The following is a 22139-nucleotide window of genomic DNA, read 5'->3' on the forward strand; positions in this document are numbered from 1 at the left end:
TTACAACTCCCTTCTCATGACTGCAAATGATTTGACCGTCCGGAACCCGGCTTTTTCATAGATGGATTTAGCCGGATTTTCGCTGCCCGTAAACAGGGAAATGTACTCCGCACTTACCATCCGGAACGCTTCGCACATATTAAAGAACAGTAAGGTGCCCAGACCGTGCCCTTCGTGATGCGGATGAACGCCGATACCTGCGAAGAAAGCCCGCCCGTTAGCCTGCCTGATTACCGGCCCGGCAAATCCGGCCAACATTCCGCTATTCTCCACAATAATCAGCGGAGCGCCGTCCGCGGCAAACTCAGGAATTTGCTTCCGCCAAAGCGGATTGCTTAAACTCTCCAGCATCTCTTCCATTCCTCTGTGAATCGAAGGATCGTAGACACTCACCCGATATCCTTCCGCTTCCGCCTTCTGCGCTTTTGACATGATCGTCTCGGGAATGGCGAAATCATCCAGACGCAAATACATCCCGCATTCTATGGCCCGTTCCGCATAGCCGCTGCGCAGCAGAAATTCATGCATCCGGCTGCCGACCGGCACGCCGGGGGCATTATTATGCTCATGACCCGGCGTGTCCGGAATATACCAAGGCAGCATCATCGGATTGAAAAACAATACATCTGCCTGCGTCTTGCCTAGCAGGCGGAATCGCGTCTCCAAAGCTTCCAGCAGAAGAGTGAAGATTTCCTCAATGGAATCTCCCTCAGCTGCTTTTCCCTCGCTAACCATGCAGGTAATATAACCCGCTTCGGCGCCCAAAGGCAGATCCGCACCCGTACATCCTATAGCGAATCCCTTCAATCGTTCATCCTCATCAAACAGCAAAAAAACACTTTCAGGATCAAAATATTTGTTTTCCAGAATAAGCTCCGAGAAGGTCTCCTCCGAAAACTCTTTATATCCGTCCTTCACGGCTTCCCTGTTCCATAACTCCAGCGTCTCCGGGATGTATCGGTGTTCCCAGATTCTTATCAAGATTTTGCACCTCTTTCCCTGTCCCCTCCAGAATTAAACAAGCTGATCTTTCCCATGACTACCGGCTTTTCCGCTCCCGTCACGCCGGGCAGATTGTTCGGCCGGTTCGCTAGCGTATAATCGGCAAGCAGGGCAAATGCCATCGCTTCCTTCGCATCACTGTTGAAACCGAGATCTTCCTGGCTCAGCACCTGGACGCCCAGCGACGCCATCTCTTGCTTCAAGCCCTCCATTAACACGGGATTATAGCTCCCTCCTCCGCCGACGATCAGCAAGTCCGCGGAATATCGGTCCCGGACAAAGCGGCGATACGCATCACCGATGGACCGGACAGTAAGCCGGGTAACCGTCGCCACCAGATCCGCATCCGACAACCCGAACTCCTGTTGATAATTCAGCAGCCTGTCGACATAAGCCGTTCCGAAGAGCTCCCTGCCCGTCGATTTAGGCAGACCCCGGCTGTAATAAGGCTCCTGCATAAGCAGACTCAACAATCCGGAATCCGGCCTACCCCCGCGGGCGATAACACCGCCGGCGTCCATCGTTTTCGCTCCATGAGTCAAACAGGTGACCACTCCGTCAATCAGCATGTTCCCCGGCCCGGTATCAAAAGCAAAGACATCCTCCGCCGCACAGCCGGCCGGAATTACCGTCATATTCCCGATACCGCCGATATTTTGCAGCAGCAGGGTTCGCTTCTCCTCCCCGTATAGCAAGTATTCGGTAAAGGGAACCAGCGGAGCGCCTTGTCCTCCGGCCGCCATATCGGCCACCCGGAAGTCGGATATGCATGTAATGCCTGTCCTTGCCGCAATGACCGCCCCTTCTCCGATTTGCACGGTGTAGCGCAGGTCATAGCCGTCGATGTTCTCCGCTTCGGGCGAATGGTACAGCGTCTGTCCATGGGAGCCGATGAAGGCGATGTCTTCTGGCGATAGTCCTGACATAGCGATGACCGAGAGCGCCGCTTCCGCAAACAGCTCCCCAAGCCAGACGTTTAACCGGCCCACGCGGTCAATCGTCGCCTTTTCCGGATCGAACAGGGCAAAGATTTCGTCCCTGACCCGCACGGGATACGGCGAATTATTAAACGCAACGAGCTCAATCTCTACCTTAGTACCGGGCTTTCCCGTGATTTTGACCAAAGCGGCGTCAATACCGTCCACGGACGTGCCGGACATTAGCCCGACCGCATAGTGAGACTGGGCTGCATGCAGGATATCTGTATCACTCACCCCTTCACCGCCCCTACGGTAACACCTTCGAGGAAGTATTTTTGCAGGCTAAAGAACAGGATGAACATCGGAAGTGCAGAAATAGTAGCCCCGGCCAACATCGGAGCAAAATATGTCGTGTTTGCAAAACGGAAGTTCTTCAACCCGACCTGGATCGTCTGCATATCCATCGTATTTGTGACCAGGAACGGCCAAAAGAACGTATTCCAGCTTTCCATAAAGGTAAGAATCGCCATGACCGCCATGACCGTTTTGGATAAAGGCACGATGACTTTGAGGAAAATCTGCAGTTGGTTACAGCCTTCGACTTTCGCGCACTCCAGGATTTCCGTAGGGATAGAGGTCATGAACTGTTTGGCCAGAAAGATGTTAAAGACGGTGACAAGGCCCGGCATAATCAGGGCGGAATACGTATTTTCTATCTGAAAAACGTTGACGATCAATATATAAAGCGGTACCTGGGTGACCTGATACGGAATCATCATCGCGCAGAGCAGAATGAAGAACAGAATCTCCCGGCCCTTGAAGCGGATTTTCGAAAAGGCATAGCCGGCCAGCGTCGCAAAGATCACATTGGATACGGTGACGCAGCTTGCGACGATCAGCGAATTCAGCAGCCAGCGGTAAGAATGTTCACTGTAATCAAAGAAAAACTTGTAGGAATCGAATGATATTTTACTCGGCCAAAGCGAATAGCTTAAAGCTCCCGCTTCCACCGGATCGCCGAAGGAGGAAATAATCATGAAGTAAATCGGAAACAGCGTCGCCAGCGCAAAGAGCAGAAGAACGACAGTTATCGTTGTATTACGGATGTATTTGACCGGTTTGTTGCCCGTGTGTGTGCTATACAACGCCATGGATCATTCTCCTCTCCTCTAATATTCCACGTCATTGCCCAGGAATTTGAACTGAATCAGGGATATCCCGGCGATAATGACTGTCAGAATCAGGGATTGTGCCGCCGCTTCGCCAAACTCGAAGTACTTGAACGCATTGTTGAAAATAAGCAGACCGACCATCGTCGTGGCATTATCCGGTCCGCCGCCCGTCATCAGGTAAGCGTTCTGGAACACCTGAAACGAACCGATGACCCCGGTGACGAGAAGAAACAGCGTAGTCGGCTTGAGACAAGGGATTACGATGTACCATAATTTTTGAAAAAAAGAGGCACCATCCAGCTCGGCCGCTTCATAATAACTTCCATCAATACCTAGCAATGCTGCCAGATAGATGATGATGCTGGTTCCATGACTCGACAGCCAAGCCATTAGCACGAGGGAGAACATCGCCGACGCACTGGACCCGAGCCAATTCTGATTGGAAATACCGAACAGCGCGAGGAACTGGTTCAGGATTCCGGATGTCATCGGATCGAAAATCCACAGCCATACGACCGACAAGGCTACGCCGGAAGCAACCGCAGGTAAATAGTAGACTGCCTTAAACGTCGTTTGCAGTCCCTTTTTGAGCGGAAGAATCATAATGGCGACAGCAAACGAGAGAAGTAGCGATACCGGTACGGTCAACACGGTATACACGATCGTATTCTTAATCGATTTCCAAAACAGGGAATCCCGGAAGGTGCTGGTGTAATTGTCGAAGCCGATAAAAACGGAGCCGAGCGGCCGGTATTCCTGAAAGCTGATAATAAAGGCGCTGATTACCGGATAGGCCGTAAACATCGCATAGACGATCAACGCAACCGCGATAAAAGCATATGCCCAGCCTCCGTCTCCCTTCCATCTCCGCCGCTTAACGGGTTTAGCTATCGGTGCTTTTGCCAACTGAGCCATATGTCTGAACCCCTTTTTCATCACATTTGCAAAAAATGGACCGGATAGCCGCAGAATGACCCGCGACTATCCGAGCAGAATAGACTAATCGTTTACGATGCCGTCTTCGCCAAAGTTCTTGATCGCTGCGGCTTTAACGGCTTCATACATTTCTTCCGGAGTAATTTCGTCCGCAAGCAAGGCCTGCAATTTTGGAATGATGACTTCGTCTTCCATTTTAATCGCCTTGGCGCCAAGCTCGACCGGAATGTCCGGACGGGCAGGATTGGCATGCGACAGCAGGGTTTCGACCGCGGCTACGTTGTCCGGATTCCGGTCAATGGTCATGCTTTCGGCGGCTTCCCTGCCCGACTTCGAAATATGAGCCGCAAACAGGTCATTGTTCGTCGTGGCCGCTACCTGACCGCTGGCCAAGAAGTATGCCGCTTTTACCACATTAGCTTTGTGCTCCGCCGTAGGCTCTTTTTTGCCGCGGAAAGTAACATACCCGTCAACTACAGTACTCGAGACCGGCTCCTGACCGAGGAAGGTCGGGACAGGCAGGACGATGTACTCTACCGGAATGCTGCCCTGCACGGCGCTGCCGTCATTCGCCTTCAGTTTTTCATTGTTCTTATTGGCCGAGTTTTCGAAAGTCGCCAGCCCTTTCCCGGTAATCATCGTTTGACCGGTGAGGAACATGTTCCAGCGCTTGCCCGCGTCCACCGAGCTAAGCTCCTTCGGCATCGAGCCATCGTCGATCATGAGCCGGACCGCTTTTAACACTTCCAGGTAGTTTTTGCTGGTGTAGGCATACTTCAAATCCTTGTTGAAAGGAGCAGGCATGCCCGCGTTTTTGATCAAAATGTTCAAATAATCCTTAGCTGTAACGCCCGATGTTGCGAAGACAAAGCCGTACCGTTTCGTAGTGTCGCCTTCTTCGACAACGCCTTTTTTGATCGCTTCGCGGAATTCTTCGAACGTCCAGCCGTTCTTCTGCACGTTTTTCCAATCGATGCCTGCAGCTTCAAGATACTCCTTGTTGCCGCCGATGGCGTGCACTTCCATGTAGGCCGGGAAGCCGTAGAGGCCGTCGCCGTTCTTCATATATTCGAGCGGAGCGGGATCGTAATCCGATACCATCTCCGGGGTCGCCGTATCTTTAATGTCCATCAGCATGCCCTGTTGCACGTACTTGGATATGCCGTCAGAGCCGATAAAGGCGATGTCGGGAGGGCTGCCGGCGTTGACTTGCGTATCGAGCTTCTGGGTCATGTCTTCCCAACTTGCCGGCTCGATTTTCAAAGTCAGATTCGGATATTGCGCATTAAAATCCTTTTCCATTTGCGCAAAATTGTTTTGATAATTGCCCGAAACCGGCGGAAGCAGCGCAGTAATCGTATCTTTAGCTTCCGATTTCCCTGCGTTTCCGTTGGCTTCGCTGCCTGCCGATCCCCCATTGCCATTTCCTGAATTGCCGTTCCCTGAATTGCTGTTTTTTGAACTGCATGCCGATAATGTCGTCAAGAGCATAAAGAGAGCCAATACGGAAGCCAATACTTGCATTTTTCTTGTCATCAGAAAAATCCTCCCCCCGGGATATCTTGCTAAACTACTTTATTGGTAGTACGAATAGCCATTTTCAAATTCCCATCGTTCTCTTGGAGCGCTCGCTCCGCTTTCTTTGCATCCAGTCCCGTTTTGATCATGAGTATCGCCAGCTTGCAGTTCATCGAGGCCAGCTCCAAATATTTGGCTGCCGTCTCGTTGTCCGCGCCCGTAGCGACTTTAATGATCCGTAAAGAACGGTCGTACAGCTTCTTGTTGCTAGCCTTTAGGTCCACCATCAGATTGTTGTACGTCTTTCCGAGCTTGATCATCGTGCATGTCGTCAGCATGTTGAGCACCAGCTTCTGCGCCGTACCCGCCTTCAGTCTCGTCGAACCCGTAATGAACTCCGGCCCGACGACGGGTGCGATGCATATGTCGCAAACGGACTCCAGTCGGGAGCCTTTGTTGTTAGCGACACCGATCGTTACCGCACCGAGTTCCGCGGCTCTTTGCAGCCCGGCGATAACGAAGCTCGCGGAGCCGCTTGCCGAAATGCCGATTACGGCATCCTTTGCCGTGACGCCGACGCGATCGATTAGGGCCATCCCCTCCTCCGCACTGTCTTCGAATCCTTCCACGGCTACCCTTAAGGCCATATCCCCTCCGGCAATATGTCCTTGTACCAATGAGGGATCCACGCCGAAGGTTGGCGGACATTCGGATGCATCCAGTACGCCAAGTCTCCCTGAAGTACCCGCTCCTATATAAAACATTCTTCCACCGTTCTTTAACAATTGGTGTAGAACATCCACCGCCTTCCCGATTTGTGGAATTTCCGCAGCTACTGCAGCCGGAACCTTGGCATCCTCCTGATTGAGCAGTTGCAGCATTTGCTCGGTCGTGCACTCATCAATCATTTGCGTGTTTGGATTAATTTTTTCCGTAGTCAGTCCTGCAAAATATTGTTCCATAGCAGCAGATCCTTTCTCCTCACTGATGATGAACTCAAGGCCTCGTTTCTTGGTTTTTATATTAAATGGAAACCGCTTACATAGTCAATAGTTTTTGAAATAAAATTTTATCGTGAAATTTTATTTTGTTTTTTTAATTCTTTTTTCCTACAAAAAAAGACATCAGCCCTCGTGGGTCGATGCCTTTTTTAACGATAGGATTCAAGTCAGGATTTCCGGCTGCGGTGCTTCCCCGCTAGAATATTGTGCGTCTTGGTCAAATACTTCTTTACATTCTGGTAATCCGCGCTGGCCACCCCGGCGAATAATATGTCGATAACGGTCAACATAGCGATTCTGGAGCCCATGGCCCCGCTTCGCATCGTGACTTCCGGCGTTGAGATGCCGAGCAGTATATCCGCCTTGTCCGCCAGCTCGCTCTTGTTATACCGGGTGATGGCTATCGTGGACACATTATTTTTCTTCGCGATTTCCAGAGTCTCCAGAATTTCCACGGTATCGCCCGAATTGGAAACGAATATAGCCACATCGCCTTTGCCCAGCAAGGTTGCCGCGGTAAGCTGGCTGTGTCCGTCCGTATAGGCGTGACAGTGCTTGTTGATGCGGGAAAACTTCTGTTCGCCGTCCATACAAATTAATCCGGAAGCGCCGATACCGAAGAAAACAATCCTGCTGCTGGCGCGAAGCGCCTTGACGGCACGAGCCACCTCATTGCGGTCGATGACGCTCAGCGTATCCTCGATCGACTTGATATTGTTTCGTGAAATGTTGGAGGTAATGGTGAACAGATCATCCCCCGGCTGAATGTCGGTATATACGTCTTTCCGCTCCTCATCCATGGAACCCACTGCTGCGGAAATGCTCACGATAAAATTACGGTACCCGCTATAACCCATCGTCTTGCAAAACCTCAGCACGGAAGCGTCGCTGGTCTTACTCTGTTTAGCAAGGCTCTTGATCGATAGATGGGGGATTTCCTCCGTATTGGCCAAAATATATTCGGCTACGAGTCTCTCTACGGGGGTCAAATTCTCTTTCATTTCCCGGATTTTGATCAAAATATTATCGTTAATCGCCATTGGCTTCCCTACTCACCCTATTAATCTATACTGAACTTGCACTCATATCTTAAGCGGTTTTCATTTAAAAGACAAGCGAAAAAGATATAAAATCTGGAAATTGTCATTGTTTTGTTGAAATTAAATTTCAGTATTTAACTATCATAATAAATTTTATTTCTGTATTTTATTGTTAGTTTTATGAATCGTATGCTATATTGGCATCGATGCGAATTCTGTTCTTGGCAGAAGATCAGGGATACCTGGAATGAAAATAATTGTCATGGGTATCCTATCCTCAAATAATCATTTCGAGGACTGCCATGATCTCAACAATCGTTTGTCTTATGCGACGGGTTACTTTGGCGGCTTCCGTTCTGTTTGTGCTGTTGAACGGATATGCCGTTAATTTCGTAAACCCTCAACCGGTCGCTGCCGACCCTTCGTTGCCGATTCAGAAGGAGGACGGCATTTTTGCGATCGAAATCTATCCGCTTCAGCACAAGCTGGTCGTGCTCGTCCAAGGGGAGCCTTTCAAAACTTACAGGATTGCCGTAGGCAATCCCTCCACCCCAACCCCTGTAGGCGAATATCAGGTTGTTTACAAGGGTAAGAACTGGGGGCCCGCTTTTGGCCCGCGCTGGCTTGGTCTCAATGTCCCTTGGGGCATTTACGGCATACACGGAACGAACCGGCCATATTCGATCGGCCAGCATCTCAGCCATGGCTGCATTCGAATGCAAAATAGAGATGTGCTTGATTTGTATGAGTTGATTCCGGTCGGGACCAAGGTTACCATCTACGGACATGTTCTCGGCTATGCCAGCCAGGAGCCGCGAAATCTGGCTGAAGGCGATGTGGGCGGAGACGTCCAGCTCATTCAATCCCGCTTGAAAAGCGCAGGTTACTTCCAGGGAGTATGCAACGGCAAGTTCCGTTCGGACACCGCCTCCGCCCTGAGAAAATTTCAGGATGACCGCCAATTGCCCGTCAACGGGGTTGTCGACTTTCGGGTTTACGAAGAGCTTGGCTTGCTGGAATAACGACAGGAGTACGACAATGCAAAAGCCGGGTTCCGCTTAAATGCGGAACCCGGCTTTTTAATGCCTTAACTACATAAAAATATCCTCTACAACAATGTCGCGTTCCACCGCCAAATCCCGAAAACGGTCTTTAACCTGGACCAGCGGTCTGAAAAAATCGCTCGGATTGTTCCAAACGATCGTTGCGGTTTCGCCATTGCTCAAGCGAGCCTGTTTCCCGATGAATTGCGGAATCAAATGGCGGGCAAGCGCCTGCACCGCCCGTTCGTTGAGTTCACCGAACCCAAGCTCGTACACTTTGCGGAGCACCGTTAGCAAACCTAAGCGGCCCTTCGCATTGTCCGGTGAGGTCATTTCCACATAAGTATTGGCCACAGCGACAATTTGAGCGTACGGGTGAATCTCGTCCTTCTTCAATCCCTGAGGATAACCCGAGCCATCCTCGCGTTCATGATGCTGCAGCGCAACCAGAGCCGGAACTTCATCCGTCATGGAATCACGTATAATTTCGTAGCCGTACCTCGTATGCCGCTTCAATTCGTCAATCTGCGCCTCATTGAATGGACCGGCATGATTGCGCAGTTCTTGGCGGAGTTTGCTTTTACCGATATCGTGCAAATACCCTGCCTTACTGATCTCGTAACATTCCGCCGGCGTGTATCCGAGCCAGGAAGCAATGTAATAGGACAAAAGACCCACTTGCAAAGAGTGCGTGTAAAGATTGGTGTCGTTTTCTCCAAAAGTGATCAACAGGGATACGACGTCTTTTTTACTGTCAATGATTTCGAGCATCGGCTGGAGCTTTTCTTCCACCATGGACTGGTTGAATTTCCCCGTCGTCAGCGCTTCGAGAAATATGGACTGGTAGCCCAGCACTGTGCGCTCGAAATTTTCCTTCAGCCGGTTCGTAAAATCCTGTCGGTTCAGGCCTGAGAGAGACAGCTCGTCTTCTCTGGGCTCAATGTCCACATAGTTAATGTTTTGACGGATGAGAAGTGCAATTTCTTCTTTATGTATGCTTGTTCCTTTGGGAAGAACGTGGAGACCTGCCTGGTTAAATATGTCCGTCCGCAGCCGATCCCCTTCTTGAATTTCCATTACATGAGTTTTCAATTTAGCCCCCCTCTTATCTCGTTACTTCATTATATGATAGCGGATTCTCGCTGTTTGCCGGAATAAGGCGGATTTATGCTAGCTGCTATATCTTAAATATCGATCAAACGACATCACAAATAAATAGTTCCAAAGTCTGTATTTCCTTTCACAGAATAATTTTCCTGATTTTCGAGAATTTTATATGCATCATATGATTCACATGGGAGGTCATCATTTTGCCAATTTGGAGACGTCCGAAGCATTCCGGGACCACCGGCGGAGACAAATCGAAGAAAACGAACGGGCAGCCGCCAAATACACTCCCTCCTTCCCGGCCATCGACAGGTAAAAGTCTCGAGGATAAGCTCGACTGGTTTCAACAACAATTTGAGAATTGCTCGGATGTGATCGTACGTCAATTTGATCTCAGCTCGGGACAATCCAGCGCCCTGATATACATTCGCGGATTGATCAACCAGACTACCGCCCAAGACTTCATCATTCGGAGCCTGCAAGAAGAAGCGGATAGCTTGGAAAAACATGAAGAAATATATAAGTTTCTGTTTGAAGACAAGGGACTGTCCGTATCCCAAAACAAAATTATTGAGGACATGAACGAAGGCTTGGCCGCGATTTTGGACGCAGGCGCTCTGCTGCTGATCGACGGGGACAACCGGATGATGACTTTTTCTATTTCGTCTTATCCGACCCGCTCGATTGAGGAACCTCCGAATGAGTCTGTCATCCGCGGACCAAGGGAAGCATTCATTGAAGATTTGGAAATTAATCTCACCCTCATGCGCAGACGGCTAAAGAACAAGGACTTCAAAACGGAATCCCTGATCTTGGGAACAAAAACAAAGACCGACATCGTACTCACCTACATCGATGGGATATGCAAGCCCGAACTGGTAGATGAGATGAAGCGGCGCCTTTCCTATATCGAAATCGACAGCGTTCTTGGCTCGTCTTATGTGGAGGAATCCATCGAAGACAATCCCTATTCCCCCTTCCCTCAGGTGCAATATACGGAGAGGCCGGACGTCGTGTCAGCTGCATTGTTAGAAGGACGATTAGGGCTCTTTGTAGACGGAACGCCGATGGCACTTATTGTTCCGGTCACGCTTACTATGTTGCTGCAATCTTCGGAGGATTATTTCCAACGCTTTATCGCTGCGACATGGATACGTTGGATCCGTTTCTTTTTTTCTTTCATTTCATTGCTGTTGCCTTCTCTGTATATCGCCATTACAACGTTCCATCCGGAGATGATTCCTCCGCAATTTTTAAGAACCATCGCAGCCGCTAGGGAGATCGTTCCGTTTCCTGCCTTTTTGGAAGCGTTCATGATGGAGCTGGCGTTTGAAGCACTCCGGGAAGCTTCGGTCCGGATTCCGAAATCAATCGGCCAAGCCGTCTCCATTATCGGAGCCTTAATCATAGGCACCGCCGCCGTGGAAGCGGGTATCGTCTCCGCCGCCATGGTCATTATCGTTTCGCTGACCGGGATCGCCTCTTTTATCATCCCGCATTTTGACCTTGGATTATCGTTCAGGCTCCTGCGGTTTCCGATCATGTTTCTTGCTGCGATGTTTGGCCTTTACGGTATCGCGTGCGGATTGATCCTGATCTATATCCATCTGAACAATCTGGCGTCGTTCGGAGTTCCTTATTTGTCCCCGGTAGCTCCGCTAGTGGTTTCGGACTTGAAAGATACCGTTGTCCGGGCACCTTGGTACAAAATGCATAAACGCCCGCTTCAAACAGCTGCTGTAAACCCCACTAGGCAGAAAAAAGACTCTCGAGGTTGGGCCAAAGATAAAGGATGATGAGATATGAAGCTTCTGACAAGACCGGCCTTTCGCGGAGCTTTGGCTATTCTGTTGCTGACCGCCATTTGCGGCTGCTGGTCGGCCGAGGAAATCAATAACCGAGCCTTCGCCATGATGATGATCGTAGATGAATCGGAGGACGGTCAAACGGAAATAACGCTTGGCTTTCCCCTGCCCAATCGGATGATACCAGGCTCGGCAGGAGGGGGAGGCGGAGCCACCACCGGTGATCCTTATACGTTTACGACCAGAAAGGCGAAAACGATTAGCGAAGCCGTGGAGTTGATCCAGCTTGATAACTCCAGAACGATCTCATTCGGTCAAACCCGGGTAATCGTAGTCGGCCGCAAGTTTGCCGAGAAGGGGATTGATCCAGTGCTGGAATTCGTTTCCCGGCAACCCGCCTTTCATCTTAGTTCCAATCTGTTCATAACTCCGAATAAGGCGACGGAGGTCTCACAAGTGCCAACCATATTCGAACGCTTCATTGCGGATATTTTACTGAAATTTATAACACAGAAGCAGACCCTCGACACGACGGTCAAGGATTTCTTAATGGCGAGGTACAAGGGCGGAGACATTCTTCTTCCGTTGCTAAGTTTTTCATATAAACCCGAAGTGGGCGCAGCGGATTCCTCTAAGATGAAACATTGGATGGGTACCGACGGAGCTGCCATTATGCGTGAAGGAAAAATGAGCAAAATCGTCCTGACTGATGAGGAATTAAGAGGCGCGCTCTGGATTAGTTCCCAGCTCGACACCTCCATCGTCACCTCTTCTTCTCCAACCGATGGAAAAGAGGTTACCGCCGTTGCGCAAGGCATTGGAACAAAAATCTTACCCGTCATAAAGAACGGCGAAATCTCCTTCAAAATCGAGAGCAGCGCGAGCGCATATATCCTCTCTTCCAGTTCCGATATCGATTTGAAAAGCCAGGAGGCGCTCAATCAGATGCAAGAAGCATTTCAAAAAAACATTGAGAAGAGACTGCGACAGGTCATCGATAAAACACGAAAAGCCAAATCCGATTCATTTTTAATGAATCAATACTTGTTCTGGAGATATCCAAAGGCTTGGAACCGGATAAAAGACGAGTGGAGAACCTATTATTCCGAGAAAATGCCGATCGATATATCCGTAAAGATCACCATTAAACGTACCGGCGGTGAAATTCGTTCGGTCAATTTACAAGAATATGAAGAAAAATAACGGAAGGCAGTGAAACAATGATCTGGATAGGTGCCATGTTTCTCGTGATCATCGTGTTCGAGTGGCTGAGTCAACGGAAGGCGAAGGTTAAACGCCGCGATAAGTGGATTGTGCTTGGGATTTCGGTCGGTCTGTTACTGCTTTCGGAAGTTTTATTTAAGCTCAAAGACAAGTGGAATGTAACCATGTTATTTGAGTTTGTCGGCAAATCCATTGATGTCTGGATATCTGGCTGAGGATCTTGAATAAGGAGGGAGTGAATCATCATGCAAAAGAGCGTTTCCAGCACCCAAATCTTTTCACTCTATAACTTGCATATTTTTACCACGGTCATTGCCTTTCTGCTCGGCATGCTGATCTCAAGCAGTCATTTTTCAGCTCCCGTTGCGACGGTGATCGGCGCATTTCTTGCCGTTGCGCTCGTCTACCCTTCTTATATAGTGGCTTCTTCCCGCCCGAATGAGTTTCTTACGGAATTCGGCGGGGAACTGGTCGGCAGAGGTCCGCACACGATATTTATTCTGATCATTGTGCTGATTAAATTGTTGCTTTCAGCCTTAAATCTGAGAGAGATGTCCGATTTCCTTTTGTCCATCTATTTGATCGATACACCTTCCTGGTCCGTCGTACTGATCTTCGGAATCTGCATCGCTTACGCCGTCAGATCCGGCCTGAGTACAATTTTCCGTGCGGCACAGGGCATATTTCTGATCAGTGCCATAGCGTTTCTGATGATCCCGTTTCTGGCCATGCAGGAAATAGAAAAGGATGCTCTCATTGCGTTGGCAAGTCATTTACATTTCACAGACATAACCCATGGAGTAATTTACAACTTAGGAATGTTCGGCGAGCTTGCTTTTCTCTTTCTTCTGTACCCTTACTTAAAAGAACCCAAGAAAGTGATGAAAACCTATTTCTTTACGACGCTTAGTTCTCTCATTATTATCTTGTCCCATCTCATTCCCGTTCTGCTTACGTTCGGGGTGGACTTGGGTTCGAACCTCGTATATCCCGACTTGGAGTTAATTCGGTTTATTCGGGCAGGTTCATTTATAGAAACGCTTGACCCGATTCTGATTCTACTCTGGTTGACCAGCATTTTCGTCAAAATCTCATTCTTGTGCTTCACGGCCGTCATCTGTATAGCACAATTGACCGGGGTGAAGGATTATAAATCATTATCCCTGCCTATCGTTGCCTTCGTAGGCGTACTGTCCATCGCGATGGCCAGATCGCAGCAGGAACTGTCTAATTTCACGGCCAAAAATCTTTCTCCATTCGTGCTTACCGCTGAATATGTCATCCCAGCTATTTACATGATCATGTACTTCATACGGCGAAAAAAGAACAAATCAAAACCCGCCGAGACCAAGTCGGCGGGTTCCTGAGGGATATCGCTTACGGTTGTCCGCCGGTAAGCGACTGAATATCGATAAACGGAGTGGCTCCGCCTGTCACGGACGGCAAACGTCCGTCCCATTTCTCGAGTGCCTTCTCCTGCACCTCGATCTGTTTCAACTGAACCAGCTCAGGCGTTACTTCCTGTTTCTTCAATTTCAACGATTCCGCCTCGGCCTGAGCCTGCGCTATCTTCTGTTTCGCTTCGATCTCAATCCGCTTGAGGTCATTGCTCGCTTTAAGAGCTTGCTGCTGTGCCACTTGCTTGGCTTCGATCGATTGATTGAACGCATCGGAAAATTTAAAGTTGACGATGTTGATTTCATTGACGATCAAGTCGTATTTAGCCAGCCGATTCGTCAAATGCTCGCTGATTTCCCCGGCGACAACATCGCGCTTCGCAATCAGATCCTCGGCCTGATAACGGGCCGTTACTTCCTTGACGATCTCCTGTACGGCCGGGTTAATGATGATGGCGTCGAAGTTACCGCCGATATTATTCATCAGGTTATAGGCGGATTCCTTATTGACCGAGTAGTTGACCGCAACATGAGTCGAAACCGGCTGAAGATCCTTGGACGAGGCGCTCGTATCCGTCTCCGCCTTCGTAACTTGCGTGTTTACCTGAATCACCGACTGCACGAATGGAACCTTTAAATGGATTCCCGGTGATAATATGTTGCTGTTCAGCTTGCCGAACGTTTTATACAATCCGACATGTCCATATTCTACCTGTGCAAAGCTGCTTGCCCCTACAATGATCACTAGTAATCCGATGAGGACTGTTGCAGCCGCCCCCCGCAATTTGATTTCCTTTTTTGGCCCCTTGTTGGTTCCCGTTCCTGTCTCCATTTGCATCCCTCCGCTTTATCTATTGCTGCCGTTTCTCGGCTGTAACAGAAGATAACTTCCATTAACGGTTAATACGTACTAAGCGGAAAAAGGTGGCAAAAACAGAACGCGAAAAACATCTTTTATTTCCGGGACAACCAGGCGCGGTTTCCGTTCCAGTCAACCTGGACCGGCATTTCGAAAAACTCGGAAAGCGATTCGGTACTGAGCACCTCCGAGGTCTTCCCTTGCGTGAATTCCCGTCCCCGCCGGAGCAGGAGGGTGTGCGCGAAGATCGGCAAAATCTCCTCCGTATGATGCGTCACATAAAGCATGTTGGGAGCGTCAGGCTGACGAGCCAGTTCGTTGATGCTGTCCAGCAGCCCTTCTTTGGATATAAAATCAAGACCGTTGGTGGCTTCATCAAGAATGAGCAGCTTCGGCGAAGCCATCAACGCCCGCGCGATCAGAAGCTTCTGTTGTTCACCCTGGGAGCAGGTTTGATAAGTCCGGTCCTTTAAGTGTCCGCACCGAAGCTGTTCCATCAAGGCCGCCGCCCGGTCAAAGTCCTCGTCCTCCGGTTTGTCATACAAGCCGAAAGAAGCGAATTTGCCGCTGACCACCAGATGCTGGGCTTTTTCCCCGCTATGGATTCGTTCCTGGAGCGAGGAGCTTACCCAGCCGATCGATTTACGGAGCTCCCGCAAATCGATCTCTCCGAACTTATGGCCAAGAACGTGAATCTCCCCTGTGGTCGGCCAAATATATCCGCAAAGCAAATTAAGCAGCGTCGTCTTCCCGGAACCGTTCAAGCCGAACAGAGCCCAATGCTCTCCTTCGCCAACCTTCCAGTCAATCCCGTCGAGGACGGTTTTTCCCTCCCGCATCCAGCTGACATTCTTCATTTCAATGCATTCGTTCATGTGCCCTATCCCCCCGAAAAAAATAACAGTAACCTCAAGCTACTCCCGCATCTCCGGTTTGTCAACCCAGGGCTGCTTCGAAAACATTGATCTACGCATATGGTTCCAATCTGCAATTCAGATTAATTCGCCCCGAACTGAGCCTGATGCAAGCGGCTGTAATGGCCGCCGGCGCCGACCAGTTCCTGATGGCGTCCCTGCTCCGATATGCCTTCTTCCGTCACGACGACGATCCGGTCGGCATTTTTGATCGTGGCAAGCCGGTGGGCGATCACCAGCGTCGTTCTTCCTTCCGACAGTTCGGCCAAGGACTTTTGGATCGCCATTTCGGTTTCGGTATCCAGCGCCGATGTCGCTTCATCGAGGATGAGGATCGGCGGGTTTTTCAGGAACATCCGCGCAATCGCCAGCCGCTGCTTCTGCCCGCCGGACAGCTTGACCCCCCGCTCGCCGATTACCGTATCCATGCCTTCGGGCTGCGCCTGAATAAAGTCCTCCAATTGGGCGCGCCGCGCCGCCGCCCAGATTTCCTCCTCGTCGGCTCCAAGCTTGCCGTAGGCGATGTTCTCGCGGATCGTGCCCGAGAATAGGTAGACGTCCTGCTGGACGATCCCGATATTGCGCCGTAATGATGACAGCGTCATGCTGCGGATGTCTTTTCCGTCAATCGTAATATTGCCGCCGGCCAGTTCGTAGAACCTCGGCAGTAGACTGCACAGCGTCGTTTTCCCGGCTCCGGAAGGGCCGACGAAAGCGATCGTTTCTCCGGCAGCAATATTGAGGCTGATGTTGCTCAGCACATGCGCGCCGTCTTCATATCCGAAGCTCACTTCGTTGAACCGGATATCCCCTCGGAGCCAGCCGGCGTCGACCGCATCCGGCGCGTCGGCCACATCGGGCTCCGTATCCATGATTTCCAGGTATCGCTTGAACCCAGCGATCCCTTTCGGATAGCTCTCGATGATTGCATTAATTTTCTCGATCGGCCGGATAAAGACGTTGGCCAACAGCAGGAATCCGATAAACTCGCCATAGGACAGCTCGCTGCGAATGACGAACCACGTCCCGCAGATCATGACAAACAACGAAACTAGCCGCATCAGCATATAGTTGACCGACAGGCTGCCGGCCATGATTTTGTAAGCCCGGAGCTTGGTGCTCCGGTAACTGCTGTTGTTCTCGTTAAATAGTTCCTTCTCATGTTCCTCGTTGGCAAATGCTTGTACGACACGAATTCCGCCGATGTTCTCTTCGACCCGGGAATTGAAGTCCGCCAGGGCCGAGAATAGCCCTCGGTACGTGCTCGTCATTTTCCCGTTAAAATAAAGCGCGGTCCACACCAGCACCGGTACGACAAGAAACGTCAGAACGGCCAGTTTCCAGTTGATCGCCAGCATCAGCAGGAACGAACCGATCAGGGTCATCCCGGCGATGAACACGTCTTCGGGACCGTGATGCGCCACTTCGCCGATGTTGTCCAGATCGTTCGAAATGCGCGACATCAAGTGGCCCGTCTTATTGTTGTCATAGAAGCGGAACGACAGCTTTTGCAAATGATCGAACATGCTTTTACGCATTTTCGTCTCGATATTAACGCCCAGCATATGGCCCCAGTAGGTGACGATATAATTCAATACCGTATTCAGAACATAAACGCCCAGCAACGCGGCGCAAGCCCATACGATCATGGACCAGTTTTTGCCCGGCAGCAGTTTGTCCACAAACTGGTTTACAGCGATCGGAAAGCCGAGCTCCAGCAGCCCCGCTACCACTGCACAGGTAAAGTCCAGAATAAACAGTTTTTTGTACGGAATGTAATATGAAAAAAATCGGCGAAGCATCGTTACTCTCTCCCATCTATATGCATCTACTGCTGTTCAGACTATCACAGAACACCGTCTATTCAAAGACCCAGGTTGGCTTTAGTTGTTTCCTGCCCTTGACGCTTGGAGAATTTCGCCGAAGGCTGGCATGGCAATAGAAAAATAAGGTACAATAACTAGCGAACCCGAGAACTCTGGAATCGTTCAATTAGAGCGGCGCAGACCGTTCTTTAGACGGAAGGAAGGATTATGAAATGTACGTAGCAAACGACTGGCAAGATTATGAAGTCATTGATACCGGAGATGGCGAAAAGCTGGAACGTTGGGGCGATGTTGTCCTCCGGCGCCCGGATCCGCAAATTATATGGCCGATCCGCGAGGAGAGCCGGCAGTGGCGCGAAGTTCATGGCCACTACCATCGCAGTTCATCCGGCGGTGGACAATGGGAAATGAAGAAGCAGCTTCCCGAGCGCTGGACGGTTTCCTATGACCGGCTTAAATTTTATATCCGGCCAACCAATTTCAAACATACCGGTTTATTCCCGGAACAAGCGGCCAACTGGCGCTGGATGATGGACAAGATTTCCGCGGCCGGCCGCCCGATCCAAGTACTTAATCTGTTTGCCTATACAGGCGGTGCCACCGTGGCAGCCGCTTCCGCCGGCGCTTCGGTCGTTCATGTCGACGCGGCCAAAGGCATGGTGCAGTGGGCGAAGGAGAATCTAGCGTTATCCGGGCTTGGCGACAGACCTGTCCGCTTCATCACGGACGATGTTTTCAAATTCGTGCAGCGGGAACAACGCCGCGGCAACAAATACGACGCGATCATTATGGACCCGCCGTCTTACGGCCGCGGACCGAACGGCGAGATGTGGAAACTCGAGACGAGCCTGTATCCGTTTGTGGAATCCTGTATGTCGATCCTATCGGATACGCCTTTGTTCTTCCTCATCAATTCCTATACCACAGGAATTTCTCCAACGGTTCTTCACAACATTCTGTCGATGACCGTGAAGCGCCAGCATGGCGGAGTCATTTCCTCAGGCGAATTAGGCCTGCCGATTACGAAGTCCGGCCTAAATCTTCCTTGCGGGATTCTGGGCCGCTGGGAGGAATAAGCATGCCAGCCGAACCGTTGCACACGTCAGGGCACCCTCGGATGGCAATCCTCTACGAGGATAACCATTTACTCGGGATCGAGAAGCCGGTGAACGTGCCGACCCAGGAGGATGCCAGCGGTGACCCGGACCTGCTCAGCTTGCTGAAGGAAGATATCAAAGAGCGGTACGACAAACCCGGCAATGTGTATCTCGGACTAGTCCACCGTTTGGACCGTCCGGTGGGAGGAGCGATGATCTTCGCCAAGACATCCAAAGCGGCCTCAAGATTGTCCGAAGCGGTGCGCAGCCGTAAATTCGACAAGTCTTATATGGCGGTGGTCCGGGGGATTCCAGGTAAACAGAGCGGTAGGTTGACCGATTTCCTTTTGAAGGATGAACGTACCAACACCGTCCGGGTCGTTCCCAAAGGTACGCCGGACAGCAAAGAAGCGATTCTGGATTACCGCGTGCTGGGCAGCTCGCCTCAGGACAACTTGTCCCTGGTGCAGATCACGCTTCTTACGGGCCGGTCGCATCAGATCCGGGTCCAGTTCAGTCACATCGGCTGCCCGCTATACGGAGATCAGAAATACGGTAGCGCGGTCAACAAACCCGGTGAGCAAATTGCATTGTGGTCACTGTATGTCGGCGTCCCTCACCCAATCACGAAGGAGCCGGTCGATCTCATTTCGATGCCGCCGCGCCAGTATCCTTGGAATCTTTGGGAAGAGACGATTTACAAGCAGACTGCGGAGAATTGTACGGCGGGTTACAACGGTAACTTTTAATAACTAAAAAGAGAGGCTGCCCCGTAGTCATTGGAATTCAATGAACTGCGGACAGCCTCTCTTTTACATCTCTTATGTATTCGTTCGCTCCGCCTTCTTACTCTTAGCTGCCAAGGATTATTTCGTCCCGGAGATTTTACCCATTAAATACACAAGAAGCTGCTGATTATGCGTCGAAATCCGATCCAGCACTTGGCTCAAATACTTATTGCGGACCTGAACGCCCCGCTCCGCTTCCCGTTTACCCTTATCGGTTATCGAGACCCAAACTATCCGGCGGTCACCCTCATCCCTGTCCCGGCGAATCAATTCGCCGCGTTCCATTCGGTCAAGCAGCATCGTGACCGCAGCCGGCGTGGTCGAGAGGAATGGGATCAATTCGGACGGTTTCAAATTCCCTTCCCGCTCCAGCACTTCAAGTACAGCCAGTTGTGAAGTTGTCAATGCAGGCGCAAGCTCTTCCTCCATATGCGTCTGATAATCCTTGACGATAATCCCCAAAAGTCTGGCAAACTCGGTAGTATGCATGATGTCCCCCCTAATCTTCTTGAAATGAATGCCGGCTTCTCTCTTGATTTACGTCATGAATAATTCGACAAGCAGACCGGAAATTCCTTCCTCTGATCGATGAAACCTAAATTCGTGCCATGTTAATGCGAAAAACCAAGGAGATTAACATACAAAAAAACAAGCCGTCCGACCTCAGGCCGAATGACTTGTTTTGGTATAGACAGATTAAACAATAATGTTCCGCCAGCCGAATGGATCTTCAAGAACGCCCTTTTGAATGCCGGTAATGGAATCATACAGCTTTTTGGAGATCTCGCCCGTTTGCCCTCCGGCAACCGCAATTTGCTCTTCTCCCCATTTCATCGTGCCGATAGGTGAGATTACAGCGGCTGTTCCGGTACCGAAAGCCTCCTCCAATTTCCCCTCTCGTGCGGCTTCAAACAGCTCGGCTACAGAGATCTTCCGCTCGATCACTTGAATTCCCCACGAACGCAGCAGCGTCATTACCGAATCTCTCGTCACCCCGGCTAGAATGCTCCCCGACAGCTCGGGAGTAATCACTTCTCCGCTGATCTTGAAAAATACGTTCATGCTGCCAACTTCCTCGATGTATTTCTTCTCAACGCCGTCCAGCCACAGCACTTGCGAGAACCCTTCCAGCTTCGCAATTTCCTGCGCTCTGATGCCCGACGCGTAATTGCCGGACGTTTTGGCCATCCCGGTCCCGCCGCGAACCGCACGGACGTACTCGTCTTCCACGAAAATGGAGACCGGATGAATCCCTTCCGGATAGTACGATCCGACCGGTGACAAAATGACGAGCAGCTTGTACTGCTTTGCAGCCCGCACGCCCAGGCACGGCTCGGTTGCGATAATAAATGGGCGGATATACAGGGACGTATCCTCGCCTTCAGGAATCCAGTCCTTATCAAGGCTAACCAGTTGAGTAATTCCGTCCAACAGCAGTTCAGGGTCCACTTGAGGAATGCTCATCCGTTCGCAAGAAATATTGAGGCGTTTCAAATTCATGTCAGGCCGGAATAGTGAAAATTGACCTTCAGACGTTTTATAGGCTTTCATGCCTTCAAACACTTCCTGGCCGTAATGGAACACCATAGCCGAAGGATCCAGGGCAATCGGCCCGTATGGCACGATGCTTGGATCATGCCAGCCTTTGCCTTCCGTGTAATCCATAACCAGCATGTGGTCGGTAAAATATTGACCGAATCCGAGATGATCGCTATCCGGCTTAGCTTTCAAGTTCTCTGCTTTTACAATAGTTAATTTATTCACTGAGATACGCTTCCTCTCTTAACCGTTTCGTTTGAATTAACTATACCCTTATCCGTTGCATTGATCAATATTATGATATCAATTATTATCATAGATTACTTCTATAGGACAAAACATTTCAAACAGAAATGGACAGCCTTCTATCACGCTGTCCATTTTAACATATTGCATCTATAGTCGAATAACATTTTTATTGTCTGATGAGGATATAGATTTGGCTATTTTGCTTAAATTAACGGTTCCAGTTACATTTTTAGCACCTCCATTTACCATATATAATAATTCAATATTCACTGTATCATGTTCCCGAGCTTTTACATTTTGTATTAAATTTCTGGTGTTATCATTCATCTTTCCTTGGAAGGAATCCGGTAATGTAAAAGGATCGTCCGCTTGGCTTAATGACAAAATCATTGTTCCGCCAACAGATATACCGTAGGTAACACCTGAAAACTGTTTATCGTCTCCGATTTTCTCCAAATTATGTCCTGCTATATAAACAGAGTTTGCGTTTGAATAAACAACAAATTCAACATCCTTTATTCGTAAATCCTCAGTTTCAACAGTGAAGCTATATACTTTTGGAACTTCACGTAATTTAAATTGATAGTAAAGAAGAATGACAATAGTCGTGATCAGGATAAGCCCCAATAATGCTGCCGCTCTGTGTTTTCCAACCATATTGTCTCTCCTATTAGTTAGTTTTAAAGGATTATAAGCATTAAA

General features: G+C 49.9%; 21 protein-coding genes. 7 read left to right on the forward strand and 14 right to left on the reverse strand.

Annotation, left to right across the window (positions count from 1 at the left end; genetic code table 11):
- The 7 genes from NYE70_RS06450 to NYE70_RS06480 form a co-directional block, all read right to left on the reverse strand.
- Entirely contained in the window at positions 1 to 981 is a 981-nt protein-coding gene (locus tag NYE70_RS06450; protein ID WP_341045425.1) for a GNAT family N-acetyltransferase, read from the reverse strand.
- Positions 978 to 2216: an anhydro-N-acetylmuramic acid kinase gene (locus tag NYE70_RS06455; RefSeq protein WP_341045426.1), complete on the reverse strand. Its 1239-nt coding sequence runs from the start codon at positions 2214 to 2216 to the stop codon at positions 978 to 980. Before NYE70_RS06455 ends, NYE70_RS06450 begins: the two co-directional genes overlap by 4 nt.
- A complete protein-coding gene (locus tag NYE70_RS06460; RefSeq protein ID WP_341045427.1) occupies positions 2213 to 3073 on the reverse strand; it encodes a carbohydrate ABC transporter permease in 861 nt (286 codons plus the stop codon). The genes NYE70_RS06455 and NYE70_RS06460 overlap by 4 nt, the downstream gene beginning before the upstream one ends.
- 18 nt (positions 3074 to 3091) lie before the next feature.
- Positions 3092 to 4009 carry a carbohydrate ABC transporter permease gene (locus NYE70_RS06465; RefSeq protein ID WP_211020766.1) on the reverse strand — a complete coding sequence of 306 codons (918 nt, stop codon included), beginning with the start codon at positions 4007 to 4009 and terminating at the stop codon, positions 3092 to 3094.
- Positions 4010 to 4093: 84 nt separating this feature from the next.
- Positions 4094 to 5566: an ABC transporter substrate-binding protein gene (locus tag NYE70_RS06470; RefSeq protein ID WP_341045429.1), complete on the reverse strand. Its 1473-nt coding sequence runs from the start codon at positions 5564 to 5566 to the stop codon at positions 4094 to 4096.
- Positions 5567 to 5595: 29 nt separating this feature from the next.
- Positions 5596 to 6510, reverse strand: coding sequence for an N-acetylmuramic acid 6-phosphate etherase (gene murQ / locus NYE70_RS06475; RefSeq protein ID WP_213655049.1), 915 nt, complete (start codon positions 6508 to 6510; stop codon positions 5596 to 5598).
- Between the two features lie 206 nt (positions 6511 to 6716).
- Positions 6717 to 7589 (reverse strand): MurR/RpiR family transcriptional regulator, encoded by an 873-nt coding sequence (locus tag NYE70_RS06480; RefSeq protein WP_213655048.1) that lies wholly within the window; start codon positions 7587 to 7589, stop codon positions 6717 to 6719.
- 326 nt (positions 7590 to 7915) lie between these two features.
- Between NYE70_RS06480 and NYE70_RS06485 the strand changes: the two genes are divergently transcribed.
- Positions 7916 to 8611 carry a L,D-transpeptidase family protein gene (locus tag NYE70_RS06485; protein WP_445323745.1) on the forward strand — a complete coding sequence of 232 codons (696 nt, stop codon included), beginning with the start codon at positions 7916 to 7918 and terminating at the stop codon, positions 8609 to 8611.
- A gap of 69 nt (positions 8612 to 8680) precedes the next feature.
- Here the strand turns inward: NYE70_RS06485 and NYE70_RS06490 are convergent, their stop codons facing one another.
- A complete protein-coding gene (locus NYE70_RS06490) occupies positions 8681 to 9724 on the reverse strand; it encodes an HD-GYP domain-containing protein (RefSeq protein WP_341045433.1) in 1044 nt (347 codons plus the stop codon).
- A 218-nt stretch (positions 9725 to 9942) separates the two neighbouring features.
- Between NYE70_RS06490 and NYE70_RS06495 the strand changes: the two genes are divergently transcribed.
- The 4 genes from NYE70_RS06495 to NYE70_RS06510 are packed head-to-tail and all read left to right on the forward strand — an operon-like array spanning position 9943 to position 14135.
- Complete coding sequence (locus NYE70_RS06495; RefSeq protein ID WP_341045434.1) at positions 9943 to 11535, forward strand: spore germination protein; 1593 nt, start codon at positions 9943 to 9945, stop codon at positions 11533 to 11535.
- 6 nt (positions 11536 to 11541) lie between these two features.
- Positions 11542 to 12747: a Ger(x)C family spore germination protein gene (locus tag NYE70_RS06500; protein WP_213655046.1), complete on the forward strand. Its 1206-nt coding sequence runs from the start codon at positions 11542 to 11544 to the stop codon at positions 12745 to 12747.
- Between the two features lie 17 nt (positions 12748 to 12764).
- The gene (locus tag NYE70_RS06505; protein ID WP_211020774.1) at positions 12765 to 12983 is read left to right on the forward strand and encodes a hypothetical protein; all 219 of its coding nucleotides are present in this window, start codon (positions 12765 to 12767) and stop codon (positions 12981 to 12983) included.
- Between the two features lie 30 nt (positions 12984 to 13013).
- A complete protein-coding gene (locus NYE70_RS06510) occupies positions 13014 to 14135 on the forward strand; it encodes a GerAB/ArcD/ProY family transporter (protein ID WP_341045436.1) in 1122 nt (373 codons plus the stop codon).
- A gap of 10 nt (positions 14136 to 14145) precedes the next feature.
- Here the strand turns inward: NYE70_RS06510 and NYE70_RS06515 are convergent, their stop codons facing one another.
- From NYE70_RS06515 to NYE70_RS06525, 3 genes are all read right to left on the reverse strand, one after another.
- Positions 14146 to 14997 (reverse strand): prohibitin family protein, encoded by an 852-nt coding sequence (locus NYE70_RS06515; RefSeq protein ID WP_213655044.1) that lies wholly within the window; start codon positions 14995 to 14997, stop codon positions 14146 to 14148.
- Between the two features lie 122 nt (positions 14998 to 15119).
- Positions 15120 to 15899: an ABC transporter ATP-binding protein gene (locus NYE70_RS06520; protein ID WP_211020777.1), complete on the reverse strand. Its 780-nt coding sequence runs from the start codon at positions 15897 to 15899 to the stop codon at positions 15120 to 15122.
- Between the two features lie 122 nt (positions 15900 to 16021).
- Positions 16022 to 17740, reverse strand: coding sequence for an ABC transporter ATP-binding protein (locus tag NYE70_RS06525; RefSeq protein WP_341045437.1), 1719 nt, complete (start codon positions 17738 to 17740; stop codon positions 16022 to 16024).
- A 236-nt stretch (positions 17741 to 17976) separates the two neighbouring features.
- Here NYE70_RS06525 and NYE70_RS06530 point away from each other — a divergent pair, with 236 nt between their 5' ends.
- Positions 17977 to 18840, forward strand: a complete 864-nt coding sequence (locus tag NYE70_RS06530; RefSeq protein ID WP_211020779.1) for a class I SAM-dependent methyltransferase — start codon at positions 17977 to 17979, stop codon at positions 18838 to 18840.
- Between the two features lie 2 nt (positions 18841 to 18842).
- A complete protein-coding gene (locus tag NYE70_RS06535; RefSeq protein ID WP_211020780.1) occupies positions 18843 to 19610 on the forward strand; it encodes an RluA family pseudouridine synthase in 768 nt (255 codons plus the stop codon).
- Positions 19611 to 19727: 117 nt separating this feature from the next.
- Here the strand turns inward: NYE70_RS06535 and NYE70_RS06540 are convergent, their stop codons facing one another.
- From NYE70_RS06540 to NYE70_RS06550, 3 genes are all read right to left on the reverse strand, one after another.
- Positions 19728 to 20138 carry a MarR family winged helix-turn-helix transcriptional regulator gene (locus tag NYE70_RS06540; protein WP_211020781.1) on the reverse strand — a complete coding sequence of 137 codons (411 nt, stop codon included), beginning with the start codon at positions 20136 to 20138 and terminating at the stop codon, positions 19728 to 19730.
- A gap of 207 nt (positions 20139 to 20345) precedes the next feature.
- Entirely contained in the window at positions 20346 to 21413 is a 1068-nt protein-coding gene (locus NYE70_RS06545) for a branched-chain amino acid aminotransferase (protein WP_341045439.1), read from the reverse strand.
- Positions 21414 to 21584: 171 nt separating this feature from the next.
- Complete coding sequence (locus NYE70_RS06550) at positions 21585 to 22094, reverse strand: hypothetical protein (protein WP_341045440.1); 510 nt, start codon at positions 22092 to 22094, stop codon at positions 21585 to 21587.
- Positions 22095 to 22139 lie beyond the last annotated feature (45 nt).

The organism is Paenibacillus sp. FSL R5-0407, assembly GCF_038009185.1.
GTDB classification, from domain to species: Bacteria; Bacillota; Bacilli; order Paenibacillales; family Paenibacillaceae; genus Fontibacillus; species Fontibacillus vini.

Excerpts from the sequence above, each read along its gene's own strand:
- NYE70_RS06460 (WP_341045427.1), bottom strand. The coding sequence starts at position 3,073 with ATGGCGTTGTATAGCACACACACGGGCAACAAACCGGTCAAATACATC.
- NYE70_RS06465 (WP_211020766.1), bottom strand. The coding sequence starts at position 4,009 with ATGGCTCAGTTGGCAAAAGCACCGATAGCTAAACCCGTTAAGCGGCGG.
- NYE70_RS06470 (WP_341045429.1), bottom strand. The coding sequence starts at position 5,566 with ATGACAAGAAAAATGCAAGTATTGGCTTCCGTATTGGCTCTCTTTATG.
- murQ (WP_213655049.1), bottom strand. The coding sequence starts at position 6,510 with ATGGAACAATATTTTGCAGGACTGACTACGGAAAAAATTAATCCAAAC.
- NYE70_RS06480 (WP_213655048.1), bottom strand. The coding sequence starts at position 7,589 with ATGGCGATTAACGATAATATTTTGATCAAAATCCGGGAAATGAAAGAG.
- NYE70_RS06485 (WP_445323745.1), top strand. The coding sequence starts at position 7,916 with ATGCGACGGGTTACTTTGGCGGCTTCCGTTCTGTTTGTGCTGTTGAAC.
- NYE70_RS06500 (WP_213655046.1), top strand. The coding sequence starts at position 11,542 with ATGAAGCTTCTGACAAGACCGGCCTTTCGCGGAGCTTTGGCTATTCTG.
- NYE70_RS06505 (WP_211020774.1), top strand. The coding sequence starts at position 12,765 with ATGATCTGGATAGGTGCCATGTTTCTCGTGATCATCGTGTTCGAGTGG.
- NYE70_RS06510 (WP_341045436.1), top strand. The coding sequence starts at position 13,014 with ATGCAAAAGAGCGTTTCCAGCACCCAAATCTTTTCACTCTATAACTTG.
- NYE70_RS06515 (WP_213655044.1), bottom strand. The coding sequence starts at position 14,997 with ATGGAGACAGGAACGGGAACCAACAAGGGGCCAAAAAAGGAAATCAAA.
- NYE70_RS06520 (WP_211020777.1), bottom strand. The coding sequence starts at position 15,899 with ATGAACGAATGCATTGAAATGAAGAATGTCAGCTGGATGCGGGAGGGA.
- NYE70_RS06525 (WP_341045437.1), bottom strand. The coding sequence starts at position 17,740 with ATGCTTCGCCGATTTTTTTCATATTACATTCCGTACAAAAAACTGTTT.
- NYE70_RS06530 (WP_211020779.1), top strand. The coding sequence starts at position 17,977 with ATGTACGTAGCAAACGACTGGCAAGATTATGAAGTCATTGATACCGGA.
- NYE70_RS06535 (WP_211020780.1), top strand. The coding sequence starts at position 18,843 with ATGCCAGCCGAACCGTTGCACACGTCAGGGCACCCTCGGATGGCAATC.
- NYE70_RS06540 (WP_211020781.1), bottom strand. The coding sequence starts at position 20,138 with ATGCATACTACCGAGTTTGCCAGACTTTTGGGGATTATCGTCAAGGAT.
- NYE70_RS06550 (WP_341045440.1), bottom strand. The coding sequence starts at position 22,094 with ATGGTTGGAAAACACAGAGCGGCAGCATTATTGGGGCTTATCCTGATC.